This window comes from Bradyrhizobium sp. Tv2a-2, from assembly GCF_000472425.1.
Lineage (GTDB): Bacteria > Pseudomonadota > Alphaproteobacteria > Rhizobiales > Xanthobacteraceae > Bradyrhizobium.
Map to the genome: position 1 here is coordinate 1 of NZ_AXAI01000045.1, position 15,267 is coordinate 15,267.

Below are 15,267 nucleotides of genomic sequence, written 5' to 3' on the forward strand. Positions count from 1 at the left end.
CCTGCCGAGCATTGGGCTCATCTGCGCACCTCGAATCCGATCGAGAGCGTGTTCTCCACGGTGCGGCACCGGACGGTGCGAACGAAAGGATCGCTCTCGCCGAAAACCGCGAAGCTGATGGTGTTCAAGTTGATCGACGCCGCATCGAAGACATGGCGCCGACTGAAAGGAACAAATCAGTTGCCGAAGGTCATCGCCGGTGTAAAGTTTACTGACGGCATCGAGGTCATTCCGACCACTGAAAGCCACGCCGCCTGATCAGGCCGCGTCACCCAGAATCAGCCATAGCTCTTGATCAGGTCTATGTCGGCACCCGGGATGCAGCCGACACGCTGAATTGAAAAGGCGCACTTTGCGCGCTCGGAGGTAAAGCTTCGCTCGACTCAGCCCAACAACTCAAAGCGACACACGGTCGAGTTGAGAGCCCGCTCGATCGGGGTGGTGGCTAAGAAATCGCGCTTGGGGCTGCCAGGAAGACGCCTGCGAGCGCCCAATGGTGCTGACCGGTTGGATTCCATCAAGGGAGACCCTTGAGCCGCAGGATTTTGGCACACAGGGCGCCTTGGTTGCAGGAATTAAGGGCAAGATGTCGGTACACTCAGCAGGCATGGAAGATGGACCGCGCTGCTTCCCCCCGAGGAGGTGCAAGAACTTTGTGCCCAGGTCCGAAAATACCGTGAGACTTTGAAGCGCCGACGCCGCACCTCACGAGTGTGTGTTCTGCAGTGGACGTCATAGGGGCCATCCACGTTATGTCGACAGGAGACGAAAATGCGTAACAGCTTCAATAGTTCACGACACGATCTTGCGAAGTGCTGCGCAATGTGCGGCGGAAAGTTCGGGCTGATCCGCCACTATTACTGGCGAACCCCCCTTTGCTCCAAGAAATGCGTCGACCGCTTCACGGCACGCCGGGAGGCCGACCACAAATGGTTCGCTGGTCGCGATTGGCTTAACGCGTCGCACCGGCTGCCAGACGGACTTTGAGAGCAGCGCATTGAACGGGATAACCGAATCTTGTTGGTGAATAAGCCTCTTGTTCCACAAGAGCGCAGCCGCAACCGCCGACCGTCCTGCGGCCTCTCTGAGGATCTAGGAAAGTTGCGATGCGCCGTCGGAAGAAACCATTGACTTACGCCCCCAACTGCCCTGCCTTCCTGTCAGAGGACCTACAAGCATAGTAAGTGCTCATCAAGGCGCGTAGCGATATCCGGCGAGGTCTACGCCGGGGTCTGCCAGAACAATGTCGCTACAGATGCAATTAAAGGCGATACGGTCCCGACCGTTCGCTCGTATTAACTTGGAAAAGGCAATTCAAAGCAGGAGGAACTTGGCAGAGGGCACCAAAGCCCGCGGTTGCCATGTAATCAGCGTGGCCTCGTAAGCGCGGATTATTGGCACGATCGCAGATCGTAGTCGAAAAAACCAAGAGCTCGCGCAATGAAATTTGTCCTCGTGAATCATCGAATCCCGAACGGCGATAGACTCTGTAACCGATGTTATCGCCCGTTAGGTCAAGGATACCTGCGAGATGTAAGAACTCGGATAGAATACTGCGACTACAATTGTTATCGATGTCGCCACTTCGTGGGCATGGCCTTCCCGCACTTTCCGATGAGCTCCGATTCTAGCAGCCCCGATACGAAAGATCTCATTCCCCCCGGACTCGCGCCTCTGCTCATTGCCGCTTCGTGCTGGTATCAGGTCGGACTGGCCTCGATGTCATGGATCACAGTAGCGCATGCTTTCAGCCCATTTCAGCGATCTCACTCGAGCTGAGGCTTGTGGAGGTGCGTGCCAGCGATCTAAATCCAGGGATTCTCGGTATCACACCTACCTATGCGGGGCTGCGTCCGGAGTAAACCCACGACGCTTTCTCCTTTAGCGGTAACCGTCGCCGCGTATTTGTGATGACTGTGGCGCAGCGGACGAAAGGATCGAGGTGACGACGACAGACTCACGGAAGTCCGAGCTCCACTCGTCGACGCTGCGGTTCCTGGTAACAGGAACGCGCCTCGCTCGTAACGCGGGCTATCGAGCTGAAACGACAGCTGCTTTGGGTTCAAAGGCCAGATATCCGAACGGTCTCATCCTTTTCAGCCTCGCCGTTCAAATTTGCGGGACTTCTATTTGCGCCGAGCAGATAGCCGCCGTTGCAATTACTAGTCTTAGTCGGAATTAGAGCTCAAAAAGCTTTCGTGGCACATTGGTTAATACTTCAACGCCGACCTCGGTAACGCGGAATGTCTCACTAATTACGTACCCTAACTTCTCATCGATCCAGTTTCCCAGCATCAGATGGAAGGTCATATTCGGCTGCAGCACCGTCAGGTCTCCATCCCTTAGGCTCGCAGTTGGCTCAGACCAGTCGATGCCAATAGGGTATCCGCAGCGTGATTCTTTCCTAAAGCCGAGTTTCTCAATCGCGTGATAGAAAGCGTTGGCGACCTCGCTGCAGGTGGCCCCGGGGCGGACCGTATCCAGCGCCGCCTCAAGACCTGTGATCTCAGCCTCATGTAGACGACGAAGCTGGTCGGAGGGCGCGCCGATTATGAAGGTGCGACTGAGCGCCGCAGTGTAGCCGTGGCGGACCGCGCCGAGCTCGAGATTGACTTGCGAATCATCGCGAAACACATCCTCGCTCCATCGAATGTGGGCTGTACCTGTCCGTGGCGTGGAGCACATACAGAAGTCCGTAACCGCCGTTCCGGGCTTGCCATTGGCACCGCGCACCAGCGCTCCGATAATTTCCGCGGCGGCGTCAGCCTCACGTATACTTGGGCGTATTACCTCTGCGGCGCGCATGATGGCTCCGCTCGCTATGGCAGCTGCCTCCCGCATGATTGATATCTCAAGATCGGATTTAACGATTCGAATCCAATCTACAGCTCTTGAGCAATCCACGATCCTCGCTTGCGGCATTCGGGCTCTGAACTTCTCATGCGCTTGGCCGGTCTTTAGCGTCAAGGAGCCGAGCTCAAGCCCCACTCCGCGATTTGCGAGGCCGAGATCATGGAGAAAATCGATGATTACGTCGTAGCCATCTCTGTCAGGGTTGGCGATGAGGTTTTCTGGATAGCCGATCACGTTGCGCTGCCCGAGGAAGCTTTCATGGAACGCTGCCAGCGCGTCCATGTGCCGAACGATGAACGTCGGCTCCTCTTCGTGAACGGAAACCACAACTCCTTGCGGGACATACGATGAATATGCAGTGTGACCCGTAAGGTAAGCGATGTTTGATGGGTTGCTTACGACGAGTGCGTCGATTTCACGCCGTGCCATTTCGGCTTTCACCGCGGCCAGCCGGCGCAAATACTCTGATCGCGGGAATAGCTGAATTCCTTTGCTGATCGTCATTATCTTAGCTCCGTCTGTCTTACACGCAAATGACGAAAGTGCTGGTTCGACCAGCCGCGCCTGGATCCGTCCCGTCCGCTGCTCAGTGAACGACATTAACTCGAAGTTACTGAGCAGGTTAAGGAGCTTGTCGGCTGAACCTTAGATAACGATGCATTTGGTCGGCTGTCCCCGCATTATAATGAGCAGCGTCTCGAAGAGATTCGATGGTGCAGTCAGGCTGCATCCACTGTGTATCTGGCGGTTCCTGCCGGTCTCCAGATCAGGTGACTTACGCTCACGTCAATAGACGGCGCGCGAGGACGTGGTATTTGTGCACTTCAGTGGGGCCTTCGTAAATGCGCGACATGCGTCCGTGATCGTACCAGTGCGCTAGCGGATTCTCATATGTGCAGCCGGCCGCGCCGTGGGTTTGGATGGCGCGATCAATCACGCGACCGACCATTTCGGTACAGGTCATTTTGATCATGCTTGCTTCTACGCGCGCATCGTTCCCCCGATCAGCTTTCTGCGCGCAGGCGTACGTCATTAGCCGGTGCTGTTGGATTTCGATCCAAGAATCGACGATCATCGCCTGGACGGATTGCTTATCGCTGAGGGCGCCGTCGAACACGATGCGCTGCTTGGCATGTGCAACCATCATCTCGTAACATCTCTGAGCAATGCCGAGTGCCTGCGCGCCAACTTCGAATCGGGCAGTTGATAGTTGCCTCTGTGCGCTTTTGAATCCGGTACCTTCCGCCCCAATAGCTGCTAGGTCATCGACCCTACAATTCTCAAAGCTCAGCTGGTGCGTCGTCCACCCGCCGAGCATCGGTACCGGACGTGCAATGAGCCCTGGGTTGCTTTTCTCTACGGCGAACGTCGAAATGCCGCTGGCACTTTTTTCCTTCGCGGTGCGGGCGAAGACTACCACGAAATCAGCGTCCTCGAAGGAGCTGATCCAGATTTTGGAGCCGTTGAGGACCCAGTTCCCGCGGTCTCGCTTCGCATGCATTGAAACGGCGCGAGCCGGATCGGCACCACCGCTGGGCTCAGTCAGCGCAAAGCAATACCGCTTGACGTCGGTCAGGAGAGGGACCAGATAGCGGCTTTTCTGCTCGCCTTGGAGATGGAACATGGCATGAGGAACCTCGCCGCCGAACTGGATCGGGGTTAGGCATTTGTAGTTTTCCTCGATGACGGCCAATTGGTCCACTAGAGAAAGGTGAGCGCCGCCAAGTTCGGACGGAAGGCGGAGCCCCCACAGTCCTGCCTTCCGGGCGGCTTCACGTCCGGGCTCATAATCGGCCAAGGTCAGCGTCTCACCTCGGAGCAATCGTGTCTCGAGTGGCGCCTGGTGGTCGCTGACGATCCTTCGAACCAGATCGACGAGCGCCCGTGTCTCTTCCTTGAACTCGTACATTTACTTCCTCTTCCGCGGCCAGGGCCGCGCTGATTGTTCCTGCCACGCGCCGCCTTACCAACACGGCGTGCGGACTTAACTAACTGGACGGTCCTGATGTGCACGCTCGGCAGCCCCGGGCGCGACATTCTTGATGCGGAGTGCCTCTGCGCCGAGTTGCAAGGAGCCTGCAGCGCGCGTGGTACGTCGGATTCGATATGGTCATTTCCGTGGGAAGCCTCCACTGATTGACGTGCCATAATTCCCGTAGGCGCTCATCCGAACCCGTTCGACAAGGCCGCGTCGTATTGCCGGGCGATCTTCTCCACCAAATCGGCCGCACCGATGATCGAGCGCACGCCCGAAACGGAATGACCAGCACTCCAGACTTCGATCCAGCGCCGCAACCCTTCGCCAGGGCTCTTGCCGCTAAACTTTAGCTTCGCGCGCGCCTCTGATACGGACTCGTCCAGTTTCGACGGGTCAAGTCCAGCAGCCACGATCGAAGGCCTCAGCATGTTGGCATCAAGTCCGGAAAAAGCCCTCGTCAGCATGACATCATCTAGCGTGCTTTCGACCAACATCTGACGATAAGCATCACTTGCCATGCTCTCTCGCGTAGCGATAAAGGATGTACCCATGCAGGCGAGCTCGCACCCCAGCAAACGAGCCGCAGCGAGTGAAACGCCGTCGGCAATACCGCCCGCTAGTACGACTGGACCATCGAACATGCCACGAACAGCGCGAACGAAAGCAAAGGGATTGACCCACCCGGTGTGGCCCCCGGCGCCCGCGGCTAGCAGAATCAACCCATCCGCACCGGCTTGGATGGCCTTCTCGGCATGGTGCAGCGAGGCGATATCGGCGAACACGAGGCAACCGATTTCGTGCAGCGGTTCGATGGCCGTAGCCGGCGATCCGACGCTGGTAGTCACAATCTCCACCTTGTGACGCACGAGACAGGCGAGATCATCCTTGTATCGTGGCTGCCGAATGATGAGGTTCGGACAGTGTGGCGCGGCTGGGCGCTCCTGGTTTGCGAGATCATGCTCAATTCGGGTTAGCCAGCCATCGAGCTCCTCAACCGACCGCGCGTTGGCTGTCGGAAAAGCGCCGATAACTCCTGATCGACAGACACTAGTCACAAGTTCCACCCCCGAAACATGCAACATGGGAGCGACGATCAAAGGTAGGCGAAGCCGGGATGCGATAGGATCGGGCAGCCTACTTCTATGAGAAGGTGCATTCACAGTTCTTGTCACGGCCGTCTTGCCAATCGGCTCGGGTACTGCTTGCCCGGCGTTGGTTACGCGCATGGGACCTATGGCGCTCGTTGCGGGATGCCGTCGCTCGCGCATTGGCGATAGCGCCGGGCTGGTAATCAGCCCGAACGTAGATTCTACTCCGTCAAGCGGATGCGAGCCATTGGCTACGTGATCTTGCTGCTGGCGTCGGGGGGCTTTTATAAAAGATTGCATGTATCTAAAGCTCGGAGGAAAAAAGATAAGCGGTCGACCACGCGGCTTATCCAATTATTTGACAGCGTCTATGGCTTCGTCGATCACCAAAGCCAGCGGCCGGTGTTGCTGATTTCCCAGAACTCGGCTTGGCCGTCCGGCACTCGCGTCACCGAGATGCGACCATTGAGCACGCGGGCTGCCATCACGGTAAACTCGAACATCGCTGCGCGCAGAGGTTCGCTCACATTGGCCTTAAACGGCAGGTGAGAGCGCAGGTGTATGCGGTGCGCACTCTGTGACTCGGTCAGTTGCACGGACTGGCCGCACGCGCGCTGCAAGCAGTAGAGAAAGTCCGTTACAGAACTCGCGTCTGTTCCCTCGATACCGATATCCCGTTTGAGTTCATGAGTGAGCTGTATAGCAATGCCGCGCATCACCTGGCTCACGAGGAAGCAAGTGGTCTGCTGGCCGAACATCTGGAATAGACAATCGACTGTGGTTCTTACGTATTCGAGAGACCAATTTCGTCGCGCCTTCAGGCGTCGTTCCTCGGGCCAAAGTTCGGGGTCGAGCCGAGGTGCCTTTGAAGGATCAAACTCCGGCGTTTGCGTAACATGCTCGAACCGGTATTCCTCACCGGGCGCAAGGTCATGTTCGTATTCGATGAAGTAACCCTCGTCGCACGCCTCGAATTCCATCATCAGCTTCGTAGAAACAAAGCCGAGGCGAGAGGAGCCCATCAGTATCCCATTCTTTGGGTACCAAGCAGTGGACGCGGCGCGGCTAATAGAGCCAGGTAAGGCAATCATCGTCACGCCCGCATACGTCGTCTTTGGCGCCTTGTAGCGAATCCATACTTTCCTTGGCGTCTCCTCAATATATTCCATCTCATGGTTGTCGATCACGTTTGATAAATAATGGTACTTTGCGGCACGGACGGCTGGTGGCTCATCGTCACGGATGCCGAGCTTATGCGCGCCACGTAGATAGAAGCGCTTCTGGTGTTGCCGCATCAGCAACACCCATAGCTGCTTCGCGGCTTCCTCGCCCTTTTCCCTATAAGTTATCGCGGTCAGTGCGGAATGTATGCACGCCCAGAACTTGGCTGCCAGTGTGCAGTCGGCACGTAGTGCCGTGCTATCTCGTTCTTGCATGGTCGCCTTACGATAGTCTGCTGCGCGGCCAGCATTGTCAGCGCTTGGCGCAGAGCTAGCTGAGAAGAGTGGGGCCGCATTGGATGCCATATGGCGGCGGGTGGTGGTTAGCTGTAGTAAGCACGTTGTACTTGAGATTTGTGAATCCGGCCTATTTACATCGTTCGAGTTGCCTTGAAAGGCGCTCGTAGGGATGACTTTGGCAGAACATCATACATGCCGATGAGAAGCAGATATTTCTGTTGGAGCAGTTCTTCTCAATTCTGAGGACGACGAGTCAGCCCATTCATCCGGGCAAAAGCGAAATCAGATCCTGTGTGATGTTGCATCACGAGCTCCTTCGGAGAACGTTTTGCCTCAGTCCCCATTTTATCAACCAAAAACGGTCAGTAGATCAATTACTAACCTCGGTAGGTTGACTGCAGCGCAAAGTCTTGCGCCGTGAATAGCGCTTGGGCAGGTCGACCCAACCCCGAGCTGTCCGCCTGGTCCGCCTGCGCGACCGTCGTCGATCTGCTGAGCGTGAGCGATGCCAGTAACGCGGTGATTCTCTGCCGAGGAGACGCCCGAAGGAGACTCGAGCGGTTCCCACTACGCCGGGCTTTTGATTGCTCGATCTGTGCAAGGGCGTCGCTTGCGGTATCGAGCCTGCAGGCAGGTGGATAGCTTACTGCTCGGGAAATATGCGGAAGTCTTCGCTCGCAGCGCCGAGGGCCCTCCACCTGGAGGCACCGTGTGCGGAACGAGCCGATCTTGAGGGGCCGCTCGCTACCATTGGGGGTAGATCGACGAAAAGAGGTGGTCTTCGCAATGGGTGGAAGAGTGATCCCTACTGACGTCGGGCGCTCATTCAGAGGGGATTCAGCCGATCCCGAGTACCTGACGCAGGCTTACCCGCACGTGAGAGCGCAGCGCGGCTACTAGCATTAGCAGGTTCGTTTCTACCGATTCTGAGGTAGGTGAGTGGAGCCCTTCTGGGAAAGCATCGTCGTCCGGCATAAGTCCGTGTCGGAATGTGCACGTTCCGTAGCTTCGGTCTAGAGCTCGCCTCAGAGAAGCGCGCTTATCCCATAAACCAGTTGCTTGCGAAGGAAAAAATCATGGATGGAGCGATTACCGAGTCACAGAAAATGCAAGCCTTCGCAGCGCTAGAGTCAAACGTGCGCTCATACTCGCGCCTGTTTCCGACGATTTTCAGCGGAGCTCAAGGCTCCATCATGTCAACGGAGGGGGGGCGAAAAGTCATTGACTTTCTCTCCGGTGCTGGAGCGCTGAACTACGGCCACAACAATCATGCGATCAAAGCTGCCGTCATGGAATATCTTGCCTCGGATGCAGTAGTGCACGGGCTCGATATGGCCACGCCTGCGAAGTTGGAATTTTTGCAGACTTTCAGCTCTGTCATACTTCAGGAACGGGGTCTGCGGTATCGACTCCAATTCACGGGGCCAACTGGCGCAGACGCTATTGAAGCCGCACTAAAACTTTCACGGAAGGTCACAGGACGCCAGAATATCGTGTCATTCACCCACGGATATCATGGGCTCAGTTTAGGAGCCGTTGCTGCGAACGGTAGTCGCTTTTATCGCACGGCGTGCGGTATTCCGTTATCCGGGGCAACATTCATGCCTTATGATGGCTACCTTGGGCCTGAAATCAATACTGCTGGTTATCTGCGACAGATGTTGCTGGACAAAAGCAGTGGTGTCGATTCTCCAGCTGCCATTCTCGTCGAAACTGTGCAGGGAGAGGGAGGTGTAAACGTTGCTCGTAAGGAATGGCTCGAATCAATTCAAACCATAGCGAAGGAAGTTGGCGCCATTTTGATAGTTGACGATGTTCAGATGGGTTGTGGTCGTACAGGTGAGTTCTTTAGTTTCGAGTTCGCGGCCTTGTCGCCGGACATTGTCGTAATGTCAAAATCGCTAAGTGGGTTCGGTCTGCCGCTGTCGATGTTGTTGATCAAAGAGGAGCTCGACGCTTGGCGGCCCGGAGAGCACACGGGCACGTTTCGTGGGAACAATGTTGCGCTTGTCGCCGCTACGGCAGCTATAAATCTGTATTGGCGCAGTCCTGCGTTCTCGGAGGGTATTCAGCGGATGGGGGAAGTTATTCGGACCCGACTTGAGGCCATTGCTTCCGAACACGGGAACAACTTTTCTGTTCGAGGGCGGGGGATGGTCTTCGGATTTGATTGCAACCTTGCCGAAATCGCGCAGACTACGGCACGCGAAGCCTTTGATAAGGGCCTGCTGATAGAGCGATGCGGACCTGATGATCAGGTCTTAAAATTTTTGCCTGCACTCACGATCGACTTTGAAACACTTAATCGAGGCGTAGAAATATTTGAAGACGCTTTAGTAGAAGCGCTAAAACAGAGCAGGAGACCGGTCAGTTGATCTGATGTTGCCGCCGACGATGGTCAACGTCGGCAGCGATGTGAGCGTCAGCGGAGTGTTGGGCGTCAACGGAGCTGGTCCCTGGTGCTCCCTCGGTCACCCGATGCGATGACCTGCGCGGCATAGGGCAGCGGATTTGCTAGCCTTGGGCATTGCGGCGACCGACTTCGTCAAGAGTTTCCGCCCACCGTGCGAGCCTCATATTGACGAAACTGGGTCGTCCGCATTTGATGCTGTGGACGGCTCCTCCGCCGGCGCGAGAGCGCCAAGGAGTGGGTGCCGATTGAGGCTCCCACGATTCGGAGGAGCAGCCTATGCAGTCAATGTCGACAATCGGTCTGGATATCGCAAAGTCGGTCTTTCAAGTGCACGGCGTTGATGCAGCCGGCCAGGTCGTTTTGCGCCGTCAGTTGCGGCGCCGACACGTCCTGGCATTTTTCCAGAAATTGCCGCCATCCCTGGTGGGGATCGAGGCTTGCGCGTCATCGCACCATTGGTCACGCGAGTTGCAGGCGTTGGGGCATACGGTGCGACTGATGCCTCCGGCCTATGTGAAGCCCTATGTCAAGCGGCAGAAGAACGACAGCACCGACGCGGAGGCGATTTGCGAGGCGGTCACGAGACCCAACATGCGGTTCGTGCCGACCAAGACGGTTGAGCAACAGAGCTGTCTGATGCTTCATCGAGCCCGCCATCTCTTCATCCGCCAGCAGACCGCCGTCATCAATTCAATCCGCGCCTATCTCGCCGAGTTCGGGATTGTCGCACCTGTCGGACGCAGGGGCGTCGAGCAACTGCTGGAAGTCGTCGCCGATACAGCCGACCACCGGCTCCCGGAGGTGGCCCGCGCATGTCTCGCTGCTCTCGGCAGTCAATTGCGGGCGCTGAAGGCCCAAATCCTGGAGTTCGACCGACGCATCATCAACTGGCATCGATCGAGCGCGACGAGCAAACGGCTGGACGCGATCCCTGGTGTCGGGCCGGCGCTGGCAACAGCGCTGGTCGCCAGCATTGCCGATCCCAAGGCTTTCCGATCGGGGCGAGACTTCTCGGCCTGGGTTGGGCTTGTGCCGAAGCAGAACTCGAGCGGGGGCAAGGACAGGCTTGGCAGTATCAGCAAGCAAGGCGATCGCTATTTGCGTAGTCTGTTCACGGCTGGCGCGCTTGCTGTGATCCGCTATGCCAAGATCCACGGCACGGGGCATCGACCCTGGCTTACTGCGTTGTTGGCACGGCGGCCAACCAAGGTCGCTGCGATCGCGCTCGCCAACAAACTCGCCCGGATGGCCTGGGCGATGATGGCCAGGAACGAACGCTACAAGGAACCCGCCGCTCTCGCGGCGTGAACGAACTCGCGCCGGACAGCCCGGCGTGATGTATGGTTGGGAGGGCGAACAGCACTTAATGCAGTGCCGGTCGATCCGGCGATCAGGACAACCCACTAGGGCCACAGCATCCTCGAATGCGTGCTGTTGACTGGGACCTGATCCGCGGAGGGCATTATGGCCAGCGGTCATGGGTACCGCGCTAACAGGCCGAACACATGGCTGCTCCGACCAACGCTGCAAAGTGAAGATTCTTCTTGCCAACCCGGAGCCGTCCACACATGGCCCTGGAACCTCTCGCGAGCGCCATTCTATTCTGAGCCTGAGCGGTCAACTTCCACAAGAATACGAGAGCGTTGTCGTCCATGAATGGCGCCTTCAGATGAAACCAACGCTATGAAAAACGATCAACTCAATCTAAAGCGCAGAGAAGCGGCCCATGAAGTGCTGGCTTCTCGCGCAATTGAGGTCTGGTCTCCAGGGGCCACACCAGGACTAGCAACGTCAAGAGCCGAGATGGTGTCGCTCTGCGCAAAGTTCCGGTGTGCGTAACGCACGGAAGGCAACTGATGTGGTGCGAGCGTTCTTGAGTTCTTCGATAGCCTCTTCAGTTGGTCTGCCCATGGCTTTTATGAAGGACAGGCAGTCGACAACTACTAGCTGCTCGTCAGAACGAGCACTGCGACATTCTTGGTTGCAAATCGCTGCCTCGCCGACTTTTTGCTTTCGCTCCAACTCGCTCTGCCGCAATGAAAGCGGACCTCCATCAATACCGCTGCCCCAATTACAAGTACACTATCTCTCACCAGAGTGGGTAGTGTCTCGATCTAATGTAAGTGATGTACATAAGTTGGTAGCTCGCCGCACAGATTAGGAAGTCAGCTAGGACAAGGTGGATGACAAGCTTGGCTAACCCTTTAAACATCTCACGCTTTCTTCAAGTGTTTGACAACGACGCCGCTCAAGCAGGAATAAAGATTTTGATTGGGTTCGATTTTCATGAGTATGTCTCGATTACACGGGCTACACCAACCAAGCAGCCGACATATCCAAACTTCCGTCCAGACCGCTCGCCAATAAGACCAGGAGAAGGCTATTGGATCATCGGCATCGACACACACGAGGACGTCGTGGTCTTATCGGCTGCTCGACTGTATGACCTGTCGCACAGCAATTTCGCAGAACACCTTGAATCCCTGAAGGCGTTTTACGCTGATCCGGCCTTACATGCACATCCCCAAGACCGGTGTGCCTGCATAGCGCCGAGTGCGAGAAAGATTGCCGGCAAAGTAGCCTACCACGGGGACTACTGGGTACGCCAAGACTTCAGAGGGCGCGGCCTATCCAAAATCACATCACCAATAATGCAGGGAACGTCTTTTGCAATGTGGGCTCCTGACTTCTTGTGTGGCCTTGTACCGCGCTGGTCCCTGGATAGCGGCCTGGTTGCAGAATACGGATACGCTCATCATGAAAGAGGCGGCGCCAAATTATACCTGGTCGACGAGGATACTGCGGACGACTGGTTGATTTGGCGGACTGGCGCGGAGTTGAGGGCCCAGTTTGGTTGTCACGACAGGAGCGAGCCGTTGTTGGCCTCATCATTTTCGCCGGCAGGGGCGGGCGATAGCTGATTTTCCAAACAAGTTCGCCGCGATCGGCGTGGCAGCTTTCACCGCGTTTGCCGCGGCCTCGACAAGCTGTCTCCTCGGACGGTGGGAGCTCTGCCCGCGCAAGCGCTGCGTGCCAGCAATCAGACGCCCCGTGTTTGACGAGCAAGCCTGCTTGTCAGCAGTTCGAAGCGGAGGACGAGGAGTGCCGCATAGATCGTCGCCCCGATTGACAGCCCGATCCAAATACCAATGACCCCAAGGCCCATTTTCAAAGCGAGCACGTAGCTGAGGCTAAAACCGATCAGCCAATGAGAAAGGCCAACAAACAGCAGAGGCACTCGCGTGTCGTTTAGTCCGCGCAGGGCGCCTGCCGCAATGCTCCCCACTGCATCGATAACAAAAAAGCTGGCGCCGATGCACAGGAGCCTTGCGGTCAGCCGAATTGTTGCGTCGTGATCGACCGTTCCACCCAAAAACAGTTCCGCGAGTTCGAAACGGCCTGCGAGCACCGAAAGCGTCAGCGTGGCTGCGATCACGGCCCCTAAGAGCATGGCTGCTAGACCTGCTCGCCTGGCCCCGGGACCATCGTGACTGCCTACGGCATGCCCGACCCGTACGGCCGCTGCCACGCTGATGCCGAACGAGATCATGAAGAAAGTGACGCCGATTTGAAGTGCGATCTGATGAACAGCAAGTGCGTTGGTGCTGATCCAGCCGGCCAAGAAGGCTGTGGCCGCGATCGTGCCGGATCCCATCAACGCGGTGATTGATGTCGGCGTCCCGATTACGATCAGCTGCCGCAGGAATGTCCAATCGAAGGACAAGGGCTCTGCAAGCACATTGTAGTCACGAAAAGGGAGGCGCCTTATAGCAAACCACAAAGCGGCCAACAACATGCTGGAATTCACTAGGGTGGTCGCAACACCAGCCCCGAACAAATCGAGCCGGGGTAGGCCAAGCCTCCCGTAGGCAAGCAAATAAACCAGCAGCGCGTCGACGGGGACCGCCGCGAGCGTGATCCACAAGATCGGCTGCGGACGGTTGATGCCTCCCATAAAATTCCGGATGGCTTGAAAGCACAGCGCTGGCGCCACGCTCCAGGCCAGTCCTGATAGATATCGGCAAGCGAGCCGAGCCGTATCTGGGGTCTGGCCGAGGGCGAGCAGCATTTGCTCACTCTGCAGCGCAAAAGCGGTGATTGGAATCGCCGCCAGCAGCGCGGTCCAGAGGCCCATTCGCAGCATGCGCCGACCCGCAGCGAGATTATCCGCGCCATACGCCTGCGCGGCCAAGGGGGCGATCGGCGCCAACAGGCCAAGGCCGAGGGTGAACCCAACGAGATAGATCCTCATGGCTAGCGCAGCCGCCGCGAGCGCGTCAGCACCAATCCGCCCTATAAATGCGAGATCGATTGTCATCATCACGATTTGTCCAATCTGGGTCAACACCATCGGCAACGCGAGCCCCGCAGTTTCGCTGAGCTCGGACGCGAGTCGAGGGAGGCTCTCCCGTTTGATCGATTCGAGCCGCGAGGCTGATGTCGATTTTCTTTCGGTTATCCTGTCCATGGAAATCGTGCAGCTTTGTTTTCCTTCGCCTGAACAGACGAGCGTTCGTGTCAGAAAAGCCGTTCCACCCTCGCCGAGCGTAAGCCGACGAATTGGGAGTCAATCTTGCGCGGCTGTGGTCTCAGTTGGCGTGTCTCCTCGACCAAAAACTGCTGCTGAGAGCTGGGATCTAAGGTCTGCTCGCGCCCTTAAGATCATCTCCGGCGGTTTGATCGCTTCCGGCGTTTCCCCATCAATTACCGAAATCGCTCAATGCGCGATGTGGCGAAGCCGAACCTCGTGTGTCGCTCGCGGGAGCAAAACGGACTGCGAATGTGCGGTGAAACGGATAGTCGCATCCCGTCTGTCGAATTCGCGCCCAACGCATAACGGAACCGAGAGAGGGAAGTCTCATGCGCCGTTACTGCGATTTTGCTCAGCATGTGTTGATTCCAATTTCGCTTCAAGCCACGTGCCAAGTATGACCGCGCAAACGCGAACGATAACTGTTCATGGAGGTGTCTTACGCTGGACAGCGTGTCGGAAATCCAACGTTGACAGAAAACGCCTGCTCTGAATCGAAGCGCTGTCGCCTGAAGCTCTTGGTGGTTGAACGGAACCCAGCCTAAGTCATTGAGAGCAATTCGGGCTGTTTACCCTAGAGGAGGTGCTAGTCACCCGAACCAGGCGGATCGGTCGGCCGCCCTGAATGGCAGCAGGCGGATGCGCTCGAGCCATACCGCGCATCCGAAGCGCCCCGTGATGAGACCTGCGCTTCGACCGAAATCGCGAAGAGCGGTGATCTGTGGTCTCTTGATGACCACGATCTTCGTTCCTGACGTGATGCCTCCCTAGCCATTGGCAGGGGCTTAGTGCCAGCAGGGCAATCCCCGAAACCCCCGCTTGGGAAATGAAGCGGGGCTTCGCGATCAACTACCAAACCTTGTGATTTATCAGGACGCGATGCATGTTAATTTGGCTTGATTGGGAGCGATTGGTGAATTGTCTTTAGCTGGAGTTCGGCATGC

8 protein-coding genes and 1 pseudogene are annotated in these 15,267 nt (G+C 56.9%); 4 read left to right on the plus strand and 5 right to left on the minus strand.

All coding sequences use genetic code 11. From position 1 onward, the window contains the following. Positions 1 to 258, plus strand: a pseudogene (locus A3AI_RS44605) (IS256 family transposase); the annotation flags it as partial. Positions 259 to 2,178: 1,920 nt separating this feature from the next. Here the strand turns inward: A3AI_RS44605 and A3AI_RS0139905 are convergent. The 4 genes from A3AI_RS0139905 to A3AI_RS45665 all read right to left on the minus strand — a co-directional run bounded on the left by A3AI_RS0139905 (position 2,179) and on the right by A3AI_RS45665 (position 7,355). Continuing rightward, positions 2,179 to 3,357 (minus strand): M24 family metallopeptidase, encoded by a 1,179-nt coding sequence (locus A3AI_RS0139905; RefSeq protein ID WP_024520839.1) that lies wholly within the window; start codon positions 3,355 to 3,357, stop codon positions 2,179 to 2,181. A 277-nt stretch (positions 3,358 to 3,634) separates the two neighbouring features. Continuing rightward, positions 3,635 to 4,762 carry an acyl-CoA dehydrogenase family protein gene (locus A3AI_RS0139910; RefSeq protein ID WP_024520840.1) on the minus strand — a complete coding sequence of 376 codons (1,128 nt, stop codon included), beginning with the start codon at positions 4,760 to 4,762 and terminating at the stop codon, positions 3,635 to 3,637. A gap of 254 nt (positions 4,763 to 5,016) precedes the next feature. Continuing rightward, positions 5,017 to 5,913: an NAD(P)H-dependent flavin oxidoreductase gene (locus tag A3AI_RS0139915; protein ID WP_024520841.1), complete on the minus strand. Its 897-nt coding sequence runs from the start codon at positions 5,911 to 5,913 to the stop codon at positions 5,017 to 5,019. A gap of 389 nt (positions 5,914 to 6,302) precedes the next feature. Beyond that, positions 6,303 to 7,355 carry a hypothetical protein gene (locus tag A3AI_RS45665; RefSeq protein ID WP_024520842.1) on the minus strand — a complete coding sequence of 351 codons (1,053 nt, stop codon included), beginning with the start codon at positions 7,353 to 7,355 and terminating at the stop codon, positions 6,303 to 6,305. A gap of 1,100 nt (positions 7,356 to 8,455) precedes the next feature. Between A3AI_RS45665 and ectB the strand changes: the two genes are divergently transcribed. The 3 genes from ectB to A3AI_RS0139940 all read left to right on the plus strand — a co-directional run bounded on the left by ectB (position 8,456) and on the right by A3AI_RS0139940 (position 12,713). Further along, a complete protein-coding gene (gene ectB, locus A3AI_RS0139925) occupies positions 8,456 to 9,754 on the plus strand; it encodes a diaminobutyrate--2-oxoglutarate transaminase (RefSeq protein ID WP_245287069.1) in 1,299 nt (432 codons plus the stop codon). Positions 9,755 to 10,068: 314 nt separating this feature from the next. Then, positions 10,069 to 11,100: an IS110 family RNA-guided transposase gene (locus A3AI_RS44615; RefSeq protein WP_036051466.1), complete on the plus strand. Its 1,032-nt coding sequence runs from the start codon at positions 10,069 to 10,071 to the stop codon at positions 11,098 to 11,100. A gap of 875 nt (positions 11,101 to 11,975) precedes the next feature. Beyond that, positions 11,976 to 12,713, plus strand: coding sequence for a hypothetical protein (locus tag A3AI_RS0139940; protein ID WP_024520846.1), 738 nt, complete (start codon positions 11,976 to 11,978; stop codon positions 12,711 to 12,713). Positions 12,714 to 12,832: 119 nt separating this feature from the next. Here A3AI_RS0139940 and A3AI_RS0139945 read toward each other — a convergent pair whose 3' ends face one another. Further along, positions 12,833 to 14,260 (minus strand): MATE family efflux transporter, encoded by a 1,428-nt coding sequence (locus A3AI_RS0139945; RefSeq protein WP_024520847.1) that lies wholly within the window; start codon positions 14,258 to 14,260, stop codon positions 12,833 to 12,835. Positions 14,261 to 15,267 lie beyond the last annotated feature (1,007 nt).

Coding starts and splice junctions, on each gene's coding strand:
- A3AI_RS0139945 (WP_024520847.1), bottom strand. CDS start 14,260: ATGGACAGGATAACCGAAAGAAAATCGACATCAGCCTCGCGGCTCGAA.
- A3AI_RS0139940 (WP_024520846.1), top strand. CDS start 11,976: ATGACAAGCTTGGCTAACCCTTTAAACATCTCACGCTTTCTTCAAGTG.
- ectB (WP_245287069.1), top strand. CDS start 8,456: ATGGATGGAGCGATTACCGAGTCACAGAAAATGCAAGCCTTCGCAGCG.
- A3AI_RS0139915 (WP_024520841.1), bottom strand. CDS start 5,913: ATGTTGCATGTTTCGGGGGTGGAACTTGTGACTAGTGTCTGTCGATCA.
- A3AI_RS44615 (WP_036051466.1), top strand. CDS start 10,069: ATGCAGTCAATGTCGACAATCGGTCTGGATATCGCAAAGTCGGTCTTT.
- A3AI_RS0139905 (WP_024520839.1), bottom strand. CDS start 3,357: ATGACGATCAGCAAAGGAATTCAGCTATTCCCGCGATCAGAGTATTTG.
- A3AI_RS0139910 (WP_024520840.1), bottom strand. CDS start 4,762: ATGTACGAGTTCAAGGAAGAGACACGGGCGCTCGTCGATCTGGTTCGA.
- A3AI_RS45665 (WP_024520842.1), bottom strand. CDS start 7,355: ATGCAAGAACGAGATAGCACGGCACTACGTGCCGACTGCACACTGGCA.